The organism is Variovorax sp. 01T432 (assembly GCF_056398605.1).
The window spans coordinates 50,163-63,214 of the sequence record NZ_JBFTPS010000001.1 but is presented as its reverse complement, the minus strand read 5'-3'; the positions used below and the strand labels follow the sequence as shown (position 1 = coordinate 63,214).

At 65.1% G+C, this 13,052-nt stretch carries 13 protein-coding genes and 1 tRNA gene; 2 read left to right on the top strand and 12 right to left on the bottom strand.

The genetic code is table 11. The features are described from left to right. Positions 1-7: 7 nt before the first annotated feature. The 10 genes from AC1DNF_RS00330 to AC1DNF_RS00285 form a co-directional block, all read right to left on the bottom strand. Entirely contained in the window at positions 8-124 is a 117-nt protein-coding gene (locus tag AC1DNF_RS00330; protein ID WP_478146537.1) for a rubredoxin, read from the bottom strand. 300 nt (positions 125-424) lie between these two features. Further along, positions 425-1,663, bottom strand: a complete 1,239-nt coding sequence (locus AC1DNF_RS00325; RefSeq protein WP_478146536.1) for a thiolase family protein — start codon at positions 1,661-1,663, stop codon at positions 425-427. A 17-nt stretch (positions 1,664-1,680) separates the two neighbouring features. Further along, positions 1,681-3,231 carry an AMP-binding protein gene (locus tag AC1DNF_RS00320; RefSeq protein ID WP_478146535.1) on the bottom strand — a complete coding sequence of 517 codons (1,551 nt, stop codon included), beginning with the start codon at positions 3,229-3,231 and terminating at the stop codon, positions 1,681-1,683. Then, positions 3,228-3,953, bottom strand: coding sequence for a glutathione S-transferase N-terminal domain-containing protein (locus tag AC1DNF_RS00315; protein WP_478146534.1), 726 nt, complete (start codon positions 3,951-3,953; stop codon positions 3,228-3,230). Before AC1DNF_RS00315 ends, AC1DNF_RS00320 begins: the two co-directional genes overlap by 4 nt. Further along, positions 3,950-4,669 (bottom strand): glutathione S-transferase family protein, encoded by a 720-nt coding sequence (locus tag AC1DNF_RS00310; protein WP_478146533.1) that lies wholly within the window; start codon positions 4,667-4,669, stop codon positions 3,950-3,952. Before AC1DNF_RS00310 ends, AC1DNF_RS00315 begins: the two co-directional genes overlap by 4 nt. A 4-nt stretch (positions 4,670-4,673) precedes the next feature. Then, a complete protein-coding gene (locus tag AC1DNF_RS00305; protein ID WP_478146532.1) occupies positions 4,674-5,807 on the bottom strand; it encodes an ABC transporter substrate-binding protein in 1,134 nt (377 codons plus the stop codon). Then, positions 5,801-6,568, bottom strand: coding sequence for an ABC transporter ATP-binding protein (locus AC1DNF_RS00300; RefSeq protein WP_478146531.1), 768 nt, complete (start codon positions 6,566-6,568; stop codon positions 5,801-5,803). The genes AC1DNF_RS00305 and AC1DNF_RS00300 overlap by 7 nt, the downstream gene beginning before the upstream one ends. Then, positions 6,565-7,323 (bottom strand): ABC transporter ATP-binding protein, encoded by a 759-nt coding sequence (locus tag AC1DNF_RS00295; RefSeq protein WP_478146530.1) that lies wholly within the window; start codon positions 7,321-7,323, stop codon positions 6,565-6,567. Before AC1DNF_RS00295 ends, AC1DNF_RS00300 begins: the two co-directional genes overlap by 4 nt. Continuing rightward, positions 7,320-8,237 carry a branched-chain amino acid ABC transporter permease gene (locus AC1DNF_RS00290; protein WP_478146529.1) on the bottom strand — a complete coding sequence of 306 codons (918 nt, stop codon included), beginning with the start codon at positions 8,235-8,237 and terminating at the stop codon, positions 7,320-7,322. Before AC1DNF_RS00290 ends, AC1DNF_RS00295 begins: the two co-directional genes overlap by 4 nt. 1 nt (position 8,238) lies before the next feature. Further along, positions 8,239-9,132 (bottom strand): branched-chain amino acid ABC transporter permease, encoded by an 894-nt coding sequence (locus tag AC1DNF_RS00285; RefSeq protein ID WP_478146528.1) that lies wholly within the window; start codon positions 9,130-9,132, stop codon positions 8,239-8,241. A gap of 33 nt (positions 9,133-9,165) precedes the next feature. Between AC1DNF_RS00285 and AC1DNF_RS00280 the strand changes: the two genes are divergently transcribed. Together AC1DNF_RS00280 and AC1DNF_RS00275 are read left to right on the top strand one after the other, a co-directional pair. Next, positions 9,166-10,023 carry an SDR family NAD(P)-dependent oxidoreductase gene (locus AC1DNF_RS00280; RefSeq protein ID WP_478146527.1) on the top strand — a complete coding sequence of 286 codons (858 nt, stop codon included), beginning with the start codon at positions 9,166-9,168 and terminating at the stop codon, positions 10,021-10,023. Between the two features lie 15 nt (positions 10,024-10,038). Next, the gene (locus tag AC1DNF_RS00275; protein ID WP_478146526.1) at positions 10,039-10,776 is read left to right on the top strand and encodes a TetR/AcrR family transcriptional regulator; all 738 of its coding nucleotides are present in this window, start codon (positions 10,039-10,041) and stop codon (positions 10,774-10,776) included. A gap of 724 nt (positions 10,777-11,500) precedes the next feature. Here AC1DNF_RS00275 and AC1DNF_RS00270 read toward each other — a convergent pair. Both AC1DNF_RS00270 and AC1DNF_RS00265 read right to left on the bottom strand, forming a co-directional pair. Beyond that, positions 11,501-12,742, bottom strand: coding sequence for a tyrosine-type recombinase/integrase (locus tag AC1DNF_RS00270; protein ID WP_478146525.1), 1,242 nt, complete (start codon positions 12,740-12,742; stop codon positions 11,501-11,503). A 217-nt stretch (positions 12,743-12,959) separates the two neighbouring features. After that, positions 12,960-13,036, bottom strand: a tRNA-Pro gene (locus tag AC1DNF_RS00265). Positions 13,037-13,052: the final 16 nt, after the last annotated feature.

The following is a 13,052-nucleotide window of genomic DNA, read 5'->3' as shown; positions in this document are numbered from 1 at the left end:
GGCAACCTCAGCCCACGAGCCGCAGGGAGTTGCTCTTGCCCGCGCCGCGATCCGGGCAGATCCATTCGTCCTGGAGATTCTCCAAGCGCGTTCCCGGCGTGATGCCGTTGTCGGGCCTACGCACGCTTTTGTCCTAGACGTCGGAGCAACTTTCGTCCTAGACGTCGAAGCGAGAGTCGCATTGCGATTTCCTCATGACGGCCTCCGGGTTACGGGCTTTCAGGTTCAAAGGAACTCCTTTGCGGTGCACTGGCAGACGCTTTCTGGCGATGGGACGGGCAAACCGAACTTTGCAGGCGCACAGTGGAGTCGGAAAATCGTCGTATACGACGAGCGGCATGCGGAGAAACCCCTGCCCCCGCGCCGCCAGGATGCCGTGTACCGCGAGTTCCACAGCCATCGTCTTTTCACGGCCCGTTCCTGCTCAGTCACGACTGAGGATAGTGACGCAGGCGCTGGCCTCCTCAAAGCCGTGGAAGCCGCCACCGTTCTCCGCGATGGCGAAGCGCGCGTCGTACACTTGCCGCTTTCCGGCGTCATGGCGCAGTTGCGTCACCAGTTCATGGATCTGCCCGAGCCCGGTCGCGCCGATGGGATGCCCCTTGCATTCGAGACCGCCCGACGGGTTGATCGGTATGCGTCCCCCCAGCTTTGTGTCCCCACGTTCAGCGGCCGGCCCGCCTTCGCCGAATTCGAACAGGCCAAGGTTCTCCGACTGGATGATCTCGCCGACCGCTGACGCATCGTGCACCTCGGCCAGCGACATCTCGCTTGGCCCCAGCGCAGCCAGTTCGTACGCGCGGTTGGCCGCACGATGCGAGATATGCTTGCGGTAGTCGTCCGCACCGCGATCACTGCCGCTTGCGAGCGCGCTGGCGCGTACACGAACCGCGCCCGAGGCGCCGAGCCGGCGCAGCGCGCGGCCGCTGCAGACGATCGCCGCGGCACCACCGTCGGTGATCGGCGAGCACATCGGCACCGTCAGTGGCCAAGCCACTTCGCGCGCCGCGAGCACCTCGTCGATCGAGAACGGTTCCCGGTACTGCGCCAACGGGTTGAAGGTCGAGTGCCAGTGGTTCTTGCTCGCCACCGCGGCGATCTGTCGCCGAGTCGTGCCGAACATCCGCATGTGCTGCTTGGCAAGAGAGGCGTACACATCCATGAAGACGCTGTACGGAGCGGCACTGGGGGTGTCGGGCTCCTCGGCACTACGTGGGCCGGCGATGCGCCTGAGATTTTCAAGAGTCGCGTCGAGGCCGTGGACGTCCCATGCCCCGTTGAACACGGCGAAGCTGCGTGCCTTGTCCGGCATCACCATCTTTTCGGCGCCGACGGCCAGCACGACGTCCGCAGCTCCCGCACGCACGTGCGTGCACGCCAGGTAGAAGGCTGTGCTGGCGCTTGCGCAAGCGTTCTCCACGTTGACGATGGGGATGTGCTCGATGCCCGCGCTGCGCAGCGCGATCTGGCCACCGATCATGTGCTGGTCTTCGAGGGCCCCCTGACCCGCGTTCGCGAAGAATGCCGCCTCGATCTCGCGCAGCCCGACGCCCGCGTCTGCGAGCGCCTGTGTCGTCGCGTCGCGAGTGAGGTCGGCGACCGAACTCTCGGTGTGGCGTCCAAAGCGCGTCATGCCGACGCCGATCACGTAAACATCGTGCATTCGGAATCCTTGCTTCTTCAGGCCGCAGCAGCGGAACTCGAGTTCGCAAAAAGCGCGCGCAGCTGGCGCTTTTCCACCTTGCCGTAATAACCTTTGGGAAGTTCCTCGAGAAATACGTAGGCCCGCGGTCGCTTGAAGCGCGCGATGTTGTCCAGGCACAGCTGGTCGAGCTCGGCTTCGGTCACCAGCGAGCCTGGTCGGCGCACCACGCAGGCAACCACCTGCTCCACATAGTCCGCGTGCGGCCGGCCGATGACGCTGACTTCGGCAACCCCGGGGTGCTGCAGCAGGACTTCCTCGATTTCACGCGGGTAGATGTTGAAGCCACCGCTGATGATCATGTCCTTTACGCGGTCCTGGATGGTCAGGTACCCATCCGCGTCGAGCGACCCGACATCGCCCGTGTGCAGCCAGCCGCCGCGCAGCGTGACCGCATTCGCCTCTGGGTCTTCCCAGTAGCCCGCCATCACCACGTCGCCGCGCACCAGCACTTCGCCGAGTTCGCCGGTCGGCACGGTACGGTCGTCCGAGTCGGCAATGCGCAGCTCGACCCCGGTTCGTATGGTACCGGCCGAAGTGATGCGTTCGAGATAGCGGGGATGCTCCGTGTCCAGATGGTCGGCCCGTCCGAGCGCCGTGCCCGTATTCGGCGTTTCCGCCTGCGCCCACATCTGGGTGAGTCGCGGCCCGAGCCGCGCGATGGCGCTGCGAAGGTCGGCCAGGTACATGGGGCTGCCGCCATAGAACACGAGGTCGAGGTTGGCGAGGTGCGCGCCATCCAGCGCGGGATGCTCCACCAGCCGTTTGAGCATGGTGGGCGTGTGGTACATCGTCACGCCCGTGTAGTCGCGGAGCAGTCCCAGGATCTCCTCGTGGTTCATCGACCTGCTCTCCATCACCACGTTCGGCGAGGCCTTGGCAAAGTGCGGCAGCGCGAGCAGCCCGGTGCCGTGCGACAGCGGCGCGGCATGAAAGATGGTATGGGCGGGCGTGGCCGCCTGGATGTCAGCCAGGTAGGCCAGCGACATCATCAGCAGGTTCAGGTGCGTGAGCGTCGCCGCCTTGGGCCGACCTGTGGTGCCACTGGTGAAGAACAGCCACGCGGGGTCCGCCGCCGCACGTTGCGCAGGCTCGATGCGTGGCGCGTGCGCAGCGAGCTGTTCGAAAGCCGATGTGTCGACCCGGATGACCTCGCGCAGGTCCGGCGAATGACCGGCGACCGAGGCCACGGCCGTTTCAGTTTCCGCATTCACGAAACACAGCTTCGCACGCGACTTCTGCACGATGTACTCGGTCTCCTTCACGTGCAGCCGCGCATTCACCGGCACAACAATCAGGCCTGCCCACCACGCCGCGAACAGCACCTCCAGGTAGGAGGTGTGGTTCGTCATGACAACAGCGACGCGGTCGCCCTCCTTCAGCCCGTATTTTTGGGTGAGCGCGCCGGCGACGGCGCGCACCCGAGAGGCCATGCCTGCATAGGTGTGCACGACGCGGGGTCCGAGGCAAAGCGCCGGGCGATGGCCATGGCTGCGTGCCGAGTTGTCGAGGAAGCGGGCGATGTTCATGACACGTGGCTTTCGGTAGAAGGGGTGAAGCGTGCGGCGTTCCGCCCGAGCCCGTCGAACAGGTCCAGCATCCGCGCGAACCAGGCGGCGATCGCCTCGCCAGCCTCGCGTTCGAGCGCAACGGGCGACGAGCAGCGCGCCCACTGGAAAGCGCCGAACAGGATGTAGTCGCCGTATGCGGGCGCGTCTCCGGCGACAAAATCGCTTTCCTTCAGCACCCGGCGCGCGAACGACAGCGCAGCCGCGAAGCGCGCGAATGCATCGGGCGTGCGATCGCAGATGTCGCCGATCGGCTGACCATACGCCTGCTCGCGCGTGCGCACGAAGTAGTCGATGTCCATCGGGTGCAGGCCCGCGAGCACGTCTTCCAGGATCAAAGGAACGATCAGCGGATGAAGCACGCGCTCGGCCCAGTGGTGAATCCATCGCGCGTACGCACGCGACTGCGCCGAGTCGAAAAGGGGCCGAGCGGGGTACGTGCGGTCGAGATACTCGGCGATGTTCCAGGAGTCGGCCACCACAGCTTCGCCATCGACGATGACGGGCACCGTCACCGAACTCGCACCGACGATGCGGTCTTTCTCCACCAGTCGCCAAGGAACGGCTGTGTGCGGCAGCCCCTTGTGCGACAGCGCCATCCGGATGCGCCAGCAGAACGGGCTGGTGCGTACGGCGTCATCGGCGCCGGCGAGGTCGTACAGGATGATCGGTGTATCGCTCACCCCGTCACCTTTGCGGGGCCACCGGCCCCGAACACGTTCGCATGCTGCTGCGGCGTCAGGCCGCCTTGGCGCAGGTCCTTGCCGACGTCGATTGCGCGCTGCACGGCTGCCCTCGCTTTCATGCCGTCGAACCAGCGCGCGAAGTGCGGGTAGTCTTCCTTCTTCACGCCCTGGCGCTTGTAGAACACCGTCCAGGGAAACACGCACATGTCGGCGATGCCATAGTGGTCGCAAAGGAACTCGGACTGCGCCAGACGGCGATCGAGTACGCCGTAGACCCTTTCCGCTTCGCGGGTGTACCGATCGATCGCATAGGGAATTTTCTCCAGCGCGTAGGTACGGAAGTGATGGTTCTGCCCCAGCATCGGCCCGATGGTGCCCACCTGGAACAGCAGCCACTGCAGGATGTCGCGCTCTTCGCGAGGTGTCCGGCCACCGAAACGGCCGGTCTTGCCAGCGAGGTACAGCAGGATCGCCGCGGACTCGGCGAGCACCACGCGCTCGCCTTCGGGGCCTTCGGGATCGACGATCGCCGGCACCTTGCAGAACCGGTTGATCGCCTCGTACGCTGGCGAGAACTGCTCACGCTCGAGAATGTTGGTGGGCAGGATGCGGTAGGCCACGCCCGCCTCCTCGCAGAAGATCGTGACCTTCCAGCAGTTGGGCGTGGGCCAGTAGTAGATGTCAATGGGCGCACGGCCCCCCGCTGCGTTCATGGCTTCAGTCGGCCAGGACCAACTGGCCCTGCTTGACGCTGAGCACGGCGGCCCCGTAATAGGGGTTGCGGTTCTGGTCGAGATCCAGCGAACCGGTGCCCAGGATCACCGGCATGTTCTTGGTGCGCTCGAGGGCGTCGCGAATCTTGGCGCGGTCGGGATTGGCTCCTGCGTTCTTGATTGCCGAGATGCCCATCTGGCCGAGTGTGTAACCCACCGCCGCCCAGTTGTCTGGCGCGACGTTGTGCTTGCGCGTGTAGGCTTGCACGAACTTCTTGTTCGCGTCGCTCGGATTGCCGACGAAGTAGTCGGCGACGAACACCGTCCCGTCCACCGCGCTGCCGCCGATCTTGGAGAACTGCGGCGACGCCATCGTCGACACGCCGAGCAGCCGGGTGCCTGCAGGCATGCCGTTTTGCCGCGCCTGCAGGATGACGTTGGCCGCGATCTCCGGCGGCGCCGCGATGAAGAGCGCCTCGGGCTTCAGCGCGATCAGCTTGGTGGCGAGCGCGAGGAAGTCGGTGTCGCTCCCCACCACCGATTCCTCGGCCAGCACCTTCACGCCAGTGGGTGCCAGCGCGGCCTTCATGGTGTTCTTCTGGCTGATGTAGCCCTCGTTGTCCCGCACGAACACCATCGCGATGCTCTTGATCTTCGCTTTCTCCACGGCATAGGTGGCAAGCGACCCCATCACCTGCGTCGGCGCCGAAGTTACCTTGAACGACCACTTGCCTGCTTTTGTGACAACCTCGCTCAGTGCAGGCGACAGAAGCGGGATCTGCAGGTCGTTCGCGACCGGGGCCGCAGCGGCTGCCTCGATGCTGGACGTGGGGCCCAGTACCAAGTGCACGCCGTCGCGCGTTGCGTAGCGATTGACGAGCGTGATGGCCTGCGCCTTGTCGCTCGCATCATCGTCCACGGTCCACTTCACCTTGAGGTTCCCGAATGTGCCCGCCGCCTGCGCCTCTTCCAGCGCCAGCACGATTCCGTTGGTGATCGGCACGCCCACGAAAGCGTAGGGGCCGGAAAGTGCCGCCGGCACGGCAATGCGCACCTCCTGCGCACCTGCCGCGCCCGCCAATAGCGAGGCGAAGATTGCGAGGGCGGGAAGGCTGGAACGAGGTATGAGTCTCAGCATGGTTGCTCCTGCAGGCGGGTGGTAAAAAGGCCGGTGCCCATTCGGCCGAGGTAATGGGCTTCGATCTGGGGATCCGTCGCGAGGGCGGCTGCGCTGCCGTGCTTCACGACCGCGCCGGACTCCATCACGTACGCGCGGTCCGCGGTGGCGAGCGCAAGGCGCGCATTCTGTTCGACAAGCAAAATCGTCATGCCATCGGCGCGCAGCCGACGCAAAGCGGCAAAAACCTGGTCGACCACGAGGGGGGCAAGCCCGAGGCTCGGCTCGTCGAGCAGCAAAACGCGCGGCCGACCCATCAATGCGCGCCCGATCGCGAGCATCTGCTGCTGGCCGCCCGAAAGCGACCCCGCTTCCTGCGCAGCGCGTTCGGCCAGCAGCGGAAACAGCATGTGGACGCGCGCGCGGTCCGCAGGTGCGGGCTTGCCGCGCCCCACGAGAGCGAGACTGCCTAGCGCCAGGTTTTCTTCGACGGAAAGCGCTCCCAGGATGCGCCGGCCTTCCGGCACCTGCAGCAGGCCACGGCGCGCGATGCGGTGCGGCGGCGAGCCGTCGATGCGCGTGCCTTCGAACACGATCTCCCCGCGAGCCGCGGGAACCAGGCCTGAAAGCGCGTTGAGCAGGCTTGTCTTGCCGGCACCGTTGGGGCCGATGAGTGCCACCATCTCGCCTTCATTCACATGCAGCGTTGCGCCGCGCACGGCCGCAATGCCGCCATACGCTACATCGAGGCCCCGTACGTCGAGGAAAGTCGCGGCGGTCATGCCGACCCCAGGTAAGCCGCAATCACGGCGGGGTCGCGGGAGACTTCCGCAGGCGTGCCGCTCGCGATCAGCCGGCCCGAGTCGAGCACGTGCACGCGGTCGCACAATGACATGACGAGTCGCATGTTGTGCTCCACCAGCAGGATGCCCATGCCGTCACCGGCCAGGCTGCGGAAGATGCGCCCAAGCAGCTCCGCCTCGACATCGTTCATACCGGCGGCCGGCTCGTCGAGCAGCAGCAGCGAGGGGGAGGCAGCGATAGCCCGCATGATCTCCACGCAGCGCTGGTGCCCGTAGGCGAGTTTGCCTGCCGGTAGCGCGGCGAAGCGGTCCATGCCGAAGCGTTCGAGCAGGGCCTGGGCGCGGCGCTTCCATTCGGCGGCTTCAATGCGCGCGGCCCGCAGGTTCAACAGGTTGGCAACAAGCCCCGCCGCGCTGGTCCGCACGAGCCCCGACACCACATTGTCGAGCACCGACGATTCCTTCAGCAGCCGGATGGTCTGGAATGTGCGCGCCACGCCGGCTTGCGCAATCGCATGGGGCGTGGCGGCCGTGATGTCCGTCGCACCGAGGCGGATGCGCCCAGCCGTGACCGAGAGCATGCCGGTGATGAGGTTGATGAGCGTCGTCTTGCCGGCGCCGTTGGGCCCGATCAAGCCAGTCACGTGGCCGGGATGGACGTCAAATGTGACCGCTTCCACGGCGTCCACGCCGCCGAAGCGTTTGCCGACCGCCTCGAGCGTGAGCGCCATCATTTGGCCACCTCCCCCGCGACGACGGAAGGCGCGTCGATTGACCCGCGCGTTGATGCAGTCGCGGCCGGCTGCTTGCGGCGCTGCATGTCGTGCCAAGCCAGGCGCAGGGTATCGACCATGCCGTGCTGCATGAAGGTGATGACGACGATCAGCAGTCCACCGTGAAGCAGCATGCGCTGTTCGGCGAGCGGTCGCGCCACCTCCGGAAGCGCAGTCAGCACTACAGCGCCAACCACCGCCCCCCAGGCGGTGAGATGGCCGCCCAGCACGACGAAGGCCAAGGCAGCCACCAGCATGCCGAAGCCAAATTCCTCTGGCGTGAGGCTGTAGCTGTGGAAGGCAATAACGCCGCCCGCCAACCCGGCGATGGCGCCTGAAAGGCCGAACGCAACCGCGTGCGTGCGCGTGACGTGGATGCCGAGCGCGACCGCGACTGTCTCGTCCTGCCGAATAGCGTCGAACGCGCGACCAAGCGACGTGCGTCCCACTGCGTTCAGAAGCAGCAAGACGAAGCCCGTGCAGGCGAGCAGCGTCCAGAAACCTACCGATTTCGTGATGCCGTTAAGGCCGACGGCTCCGCCGGTGAAGTCGGTCGCAGCGAGGTTGAGCGACAACACGATCTGCACAAAGGCGAGCGTTGCGATTGCTTGGTAGACACCGCGCAGGCGCGCCAGCGGCAGGCTGAGCACGAGCGAAACGGCGGTCCCGAGCGTCACGGCGGCAGCGAGTGCTACCACAGCCGGCACTCCAGCACGCATGTGCAGTAACGCGGCCGTGTACGCGCCGATAGCCGCGATTCCCGCGGTTGCGACGGAGAACACGCCTGCGCGCAACACGATGTATTGCGACAGGCCCAGGAGGCAGTTGACCAGCATGAGTTCCGCGAGCGGCTTCCAGCCCAGGAGGAGATCCATCTCAACGCCTCCCGATCGCTTGCACGCGGTGGAGGCCGGGAAACATGCCTTGGGGACGGAACAGGAGCAGCGCGAATAGCAGCGAGAAGATAAGTGCGTCGGCAAGCGCCGTGGAGAAGTAGGCGATGGTCAGCGTCTGCACCATGCCGAGCAGCAACCCTGCAACCACCGCACCGCGCACGCTGCCCAAGCCGCCGGCGACGATCACCACGAACGCGCGCAGCATGAAAGGTTCGCCCATCAGGAAATGAACCGAGTTGTAGAGCAGCCCGATCAGCACGCCGCCCGCCGCCGCCAGCGCACCGGCAATGAAGAACGTCTGGAAGTACACGGCCCGCGTGTTCACGCCCAGCAGCGACGCTGTATGCCGCGAAAGCGCGACTGCCCGCAGCTGGCGGCCGGCGCTGGAGCGCTGCAGCCATAGCACCAGGAAAACGACCATCACGCTGACTGCGCCAAGAACCAGTAGCTGCAGCGAGGTGATCCGCAAACCCGCCACCTCGAACAGTTGCACGTCAATCGTGCCGAAGGGAAAGCGGGTGATCTGCGTCTTCGAAACCTGCTGCGCGATGCTGAGCAGGATGAGCGACGCGCCAATGGAAGAAATGATGGCGGAGAACTCCGGCGCCTCCCGCTTGCGCAGCGCGCGGAATGCCACGTGGTCCACAAGCACCGACAGGAGCCCGCCTACCAGCATCGCAAACACGAAGGCGGCCGGCAATGGCAGCTTGAATTCGGTGATGGCGAAGAGTCCCGCATAAGCGCCCCACATGAAGACGGCACCGTGCGCCAGGTTGAGGATGTGCAATACGCCGAACACGAGTGTGAAGCCGAGAGCGAACAGCGCGTAGACGCTGCCGAGCACAAGGCCGTTCACAAGTTGCTGCGCCAGCATGGCAGGCGATCTCCTGAGATGATGGAGCGAATTATGATTGACGAATCATTTTTTGGCGATACCATTTCGTTAGGGAAAACACGGTACACCCTGAAAATTGTGACGAGCGGTTTGAATGGAAAGTCATTTATGAACGACAGGCCTGTTGCAGTTGTCACGGGTGCGGCCGGTGGTATCGGCATGGCCGTCTGCGAGCAGCTCGCGAACGCGGGCTATGCGGTGGCTGTGGCCGACCTCGATGCGAAAGCCGCACAGGCATCGGCCGCGAAGCTTGCGGAAAGCGGCGGCGTTGCTGTCGCGCTAGGGATGGATGTCGCGGTACCTGCGTCGATCGAAGCCGGCTTTGCGCGCGTGCGCCAGCAGTTCAAACGCTGCGACGTGCTCGTCAACAGTGCAGGCATCGCCACACGCCACGAATTTCTCGACTACCCGCTTGCCGACTGGGAACACGTGCTAGCCGTGAACGTCACCGGCACGCTGCTTTGCGGCCAGCACGCGGCGCGGCTCATGGTAGATTGCGGCCGCGGCGGCAGCATCGTCAACCTGGCGTCGGTGGCGGGCCTGCGCGCGAGCCCCGGCCGCACCGCCTACGGGACTTCGAAGGCAGCCGCGATCGCGCTCACTCGGCAGATGGCAGTGGAACTCGCCGTCCACCGCATCCGAGTGAACGCAGTAGCGCCAGGCCCGATCGACACGCCGCTGGTCAAGCGGTTCCATACGGCACAGGCGCGCGCCGCTTTCATCCGGGGCGTGCCGAGCGGCCGGTACGGCGACGTGGTCGAGGTCGCGGCAGCCGTGGCTTTTCTCGCATCGCCAGCCGCCTCGTACATTACAGGCGAAGTGTTGACGGTCGACGGCGGACTGGCGGCAGCCGGGTTGCTGAACATTTGACGAGTGAGGATCGACATGGCGAAAGTGGAGCGAAACGGCCGGCAGGCAGCCGCATCGGAACCGGCTGGTTCAGGCGATCCGACCCGCGCAGGCCCTCCGAAGCGTCGCAAGGTCCCGCGCGCCGAGAAAGCCATTGAGAACCGGAATGCCCTGTTGCGCGCAGCCGCAAAGGTCGTGGGTGAAGTTGGCTACCAGCAAGCGAGCATCGCGCGGATCACGCGGGAGGCGGGTCTCGCGCACGGGACCTTCTATCTGTATTTCGATAACCGGCAGGACATGCTCGACGCGGTGCTCCCCTTCGTCGGCGAAGAGCTCTCGCTTTTCATTCGCCAACGCGTCTCTGGCGCGCGGGATGGCTTCGAAGTGGAAGAGCGCAGCTTTCGCGCAGCTTTCGAATACCTGGGGCGCAACCCCGGGTTCTACCGGACGCTGAACGAGGCGGAATTCGCTGCCACCGTGGGTTTCGAGAAGCATTTCAACAGTACCGCCGACCGGTACCTCAAGTCGCTGAAGCGCACAAAGGACAACGGCGAGCTGACCGGCTATTCATCGCGAGAACTCGAGGTGCTCGTCTATATGCTGATGGCGGTGCGCTTCTATCTCTACCTGAAGTTCGTGAAGGCAGATGGCGGTGAGGACGGTCGGCTGCCGGAATGGGTGGCAAAAACCTATCTGAAATTCCTGCGAGGCGGCCTCGGCTTCGACCCGCCTGTCGCAGCGAAGAAGGCAGTCAAGTCAAGAATAGCGCGTTAGTCTGGAACTTCCCAATGCATCAACATCACGCGCTGTCGCGCATTTGGCGCCAGCTGAGGAGCGGCAGCTGCCGTCGAAGCGGCTTGCATGCTCTTTGCGGTAACCTGCCAAGGCGATGCGGCCGATCAAAAGGCAGTCGAATTGGCGCGGGAAGTTCGCATCGCTACGAGCGGTGCATTCGAAGCTGCGTGCGTGAAGCACCCAAAAGCTGACGCTCTGCGGACCCTCATAACGCCCCATTCCGTCGTCAGCCCATGACGCCGACCTGCCCCTGAACGAAAGGCAATCGGATCCTCAAGGACCGCGCCCTGTGCGCGTCTCATTGGGGTTTGTCTTGGCGCCAAGTGCCCAATCCATCACGCGAGCATCAGCACCTCGTCCCCAATCGACCGAACAAATTTGAGGAGGGGAAGTACATGATCCTGCAACGTAGCGCCGCCGATCTGCCTGATCTCACGGGAGCCAGTTGGAAACGCTTTGGGCCGGCCCCCGACCTCGGCCTCATCTGCTGCTGGCTCCGTGGGCTTGAAAAGGCAAAGCAAGAGCCCGAGCTTGCAGATGCCGCTCGGGCGAGGTGAGCTTCCGGTGCTGGCCTGGAAGGGCGGCGCCGACAGCTTGCCTGTTTCTACTCGCGTGCAAGTACGGCGGGCGCCTGAACGTGCATTCTAGCCAGCGGTCGGCACCGGACTTGCTGGCCTGCCCTATCCAGCGCGCAAGCTCCTGATCAGGCGGCCCTCTTGCTCAGTCGCGTCACATTCCCAGTGGCCAGCTTGTCCAGGTAGTCGGCCCACCGCTGCATCATGACGATACGCTGCTTCACGTACTGCGTTCGGTTGTAGGCCCGCCCGTTGGGGTCCTTCACTGCATGGGCGAGCTGGGCCTCGATCACCAGCGGATCGACCTCTAGCACTTCCGCCAGCAGCGTGCGCGCCGTGGCCCGGAAGCCGTGAACGGTCTGGACCGTTGGGCCGTAGCCCAAGGTTAGCAGCGCCGCGCGCAGTGTGTTGTCGCTGATGGGGCGGTCATGACTGCGTTCGCCGGGGAATACCAGCACGCCATGGCCGGTGACGGAGTGCAGGTTGCGCAGGAGCTCGACGGCCTGCGTCGGCAACGGCACAACGTGCGGGTCACCGTTCTCCTTGCCATCGATACGCCGCTTCATACGCGCGGCCGGCACCGTCCACTGCGCGGTATTAAGGTCGATCTCGACCCACGCCGCGCCGCGCAGCTCGTTCGGCCGCTGGAACAGTAGCGGCGCCAGCTGAAGCGCGGTGCGCACGATCACGCCGCCCTGGTAGCCCCGGATCACCCTGATCAGCTCGCCCACCTTCTTCGGATCGGTGATGGCAGCGAAGTGCCGCTTCTTGTGAGGCGTCAGCGCACCCTTGAGGTCGGCCGTGATGTCGCGCGCTGCCCGCGCCGTGGCGACGGCATAGCGCCAAACGGCCCGCGCTGTTTGCAACACCCTGCTGGCCACATCCAGCGCACCGCGGTCCTCCACGCGGCGCAGCGCGGCCAGCAACTCGATGGGCTCGATTTCGCCGACGTGCCGCTCGGCAAAATACGGAAACAGATCCTTTTCCAGGTTGCGCTTCTCTCGGATGGCGTAGTGGCTGCTCCAGCGCGCCTCATTCTTGCCGTACCACTCCAGCGCCGTCGCCTTGAAAGTGTCGTCCGTCGCCACGGCGCTCTTGAGCCTGGCGATCCTGCGCGCCTGCACCAGATCGATGCCGGCTGCCCGGTCCCGCTTGGCGGCGTCGCGGGCGAGCCGGACGGACTTGAGCGTCACGTCGGGATAGCTGCCCAGCGCCAGACGCCCTTCCTTGCCATCGGTGTAGGTCTTCCAGAACCAGCGCTTGGACCCCGCGGGGCTGACTTCCAGATAGAGCCCGGCCGCGTCGGTCAGGCGCAGGCGTTTCTTGTCAGGGGGGCAGACGGCGTTCTTGCACTGGACTTCGGTCAGCATGGGGGGCACCTCCGACCGGGGAACGCCGCTCTTCAAGCGAGACCGGGGAACAAGACTCCGGCTTTCGACGCTTACCCTGGTTTGTTCCCCGGAATGTTCCCCGGTTCGGAGCTGGCAGTCAACGAACCGCCCTGGATGGCCCCGGAGGCTAAACGCCTGATTTCTCAATGACAAAGGGCGCCCGGTGGATGAAACCGGACGCCCTTGGACGTTTTGTTGGTCGGTGTGAAAGGATTCGAACCTTCGACCCCTTGCACCCCATGCAAGTGCGCTACCAGGCTGCGCCACACACCGAAGCCCGCAATTATAG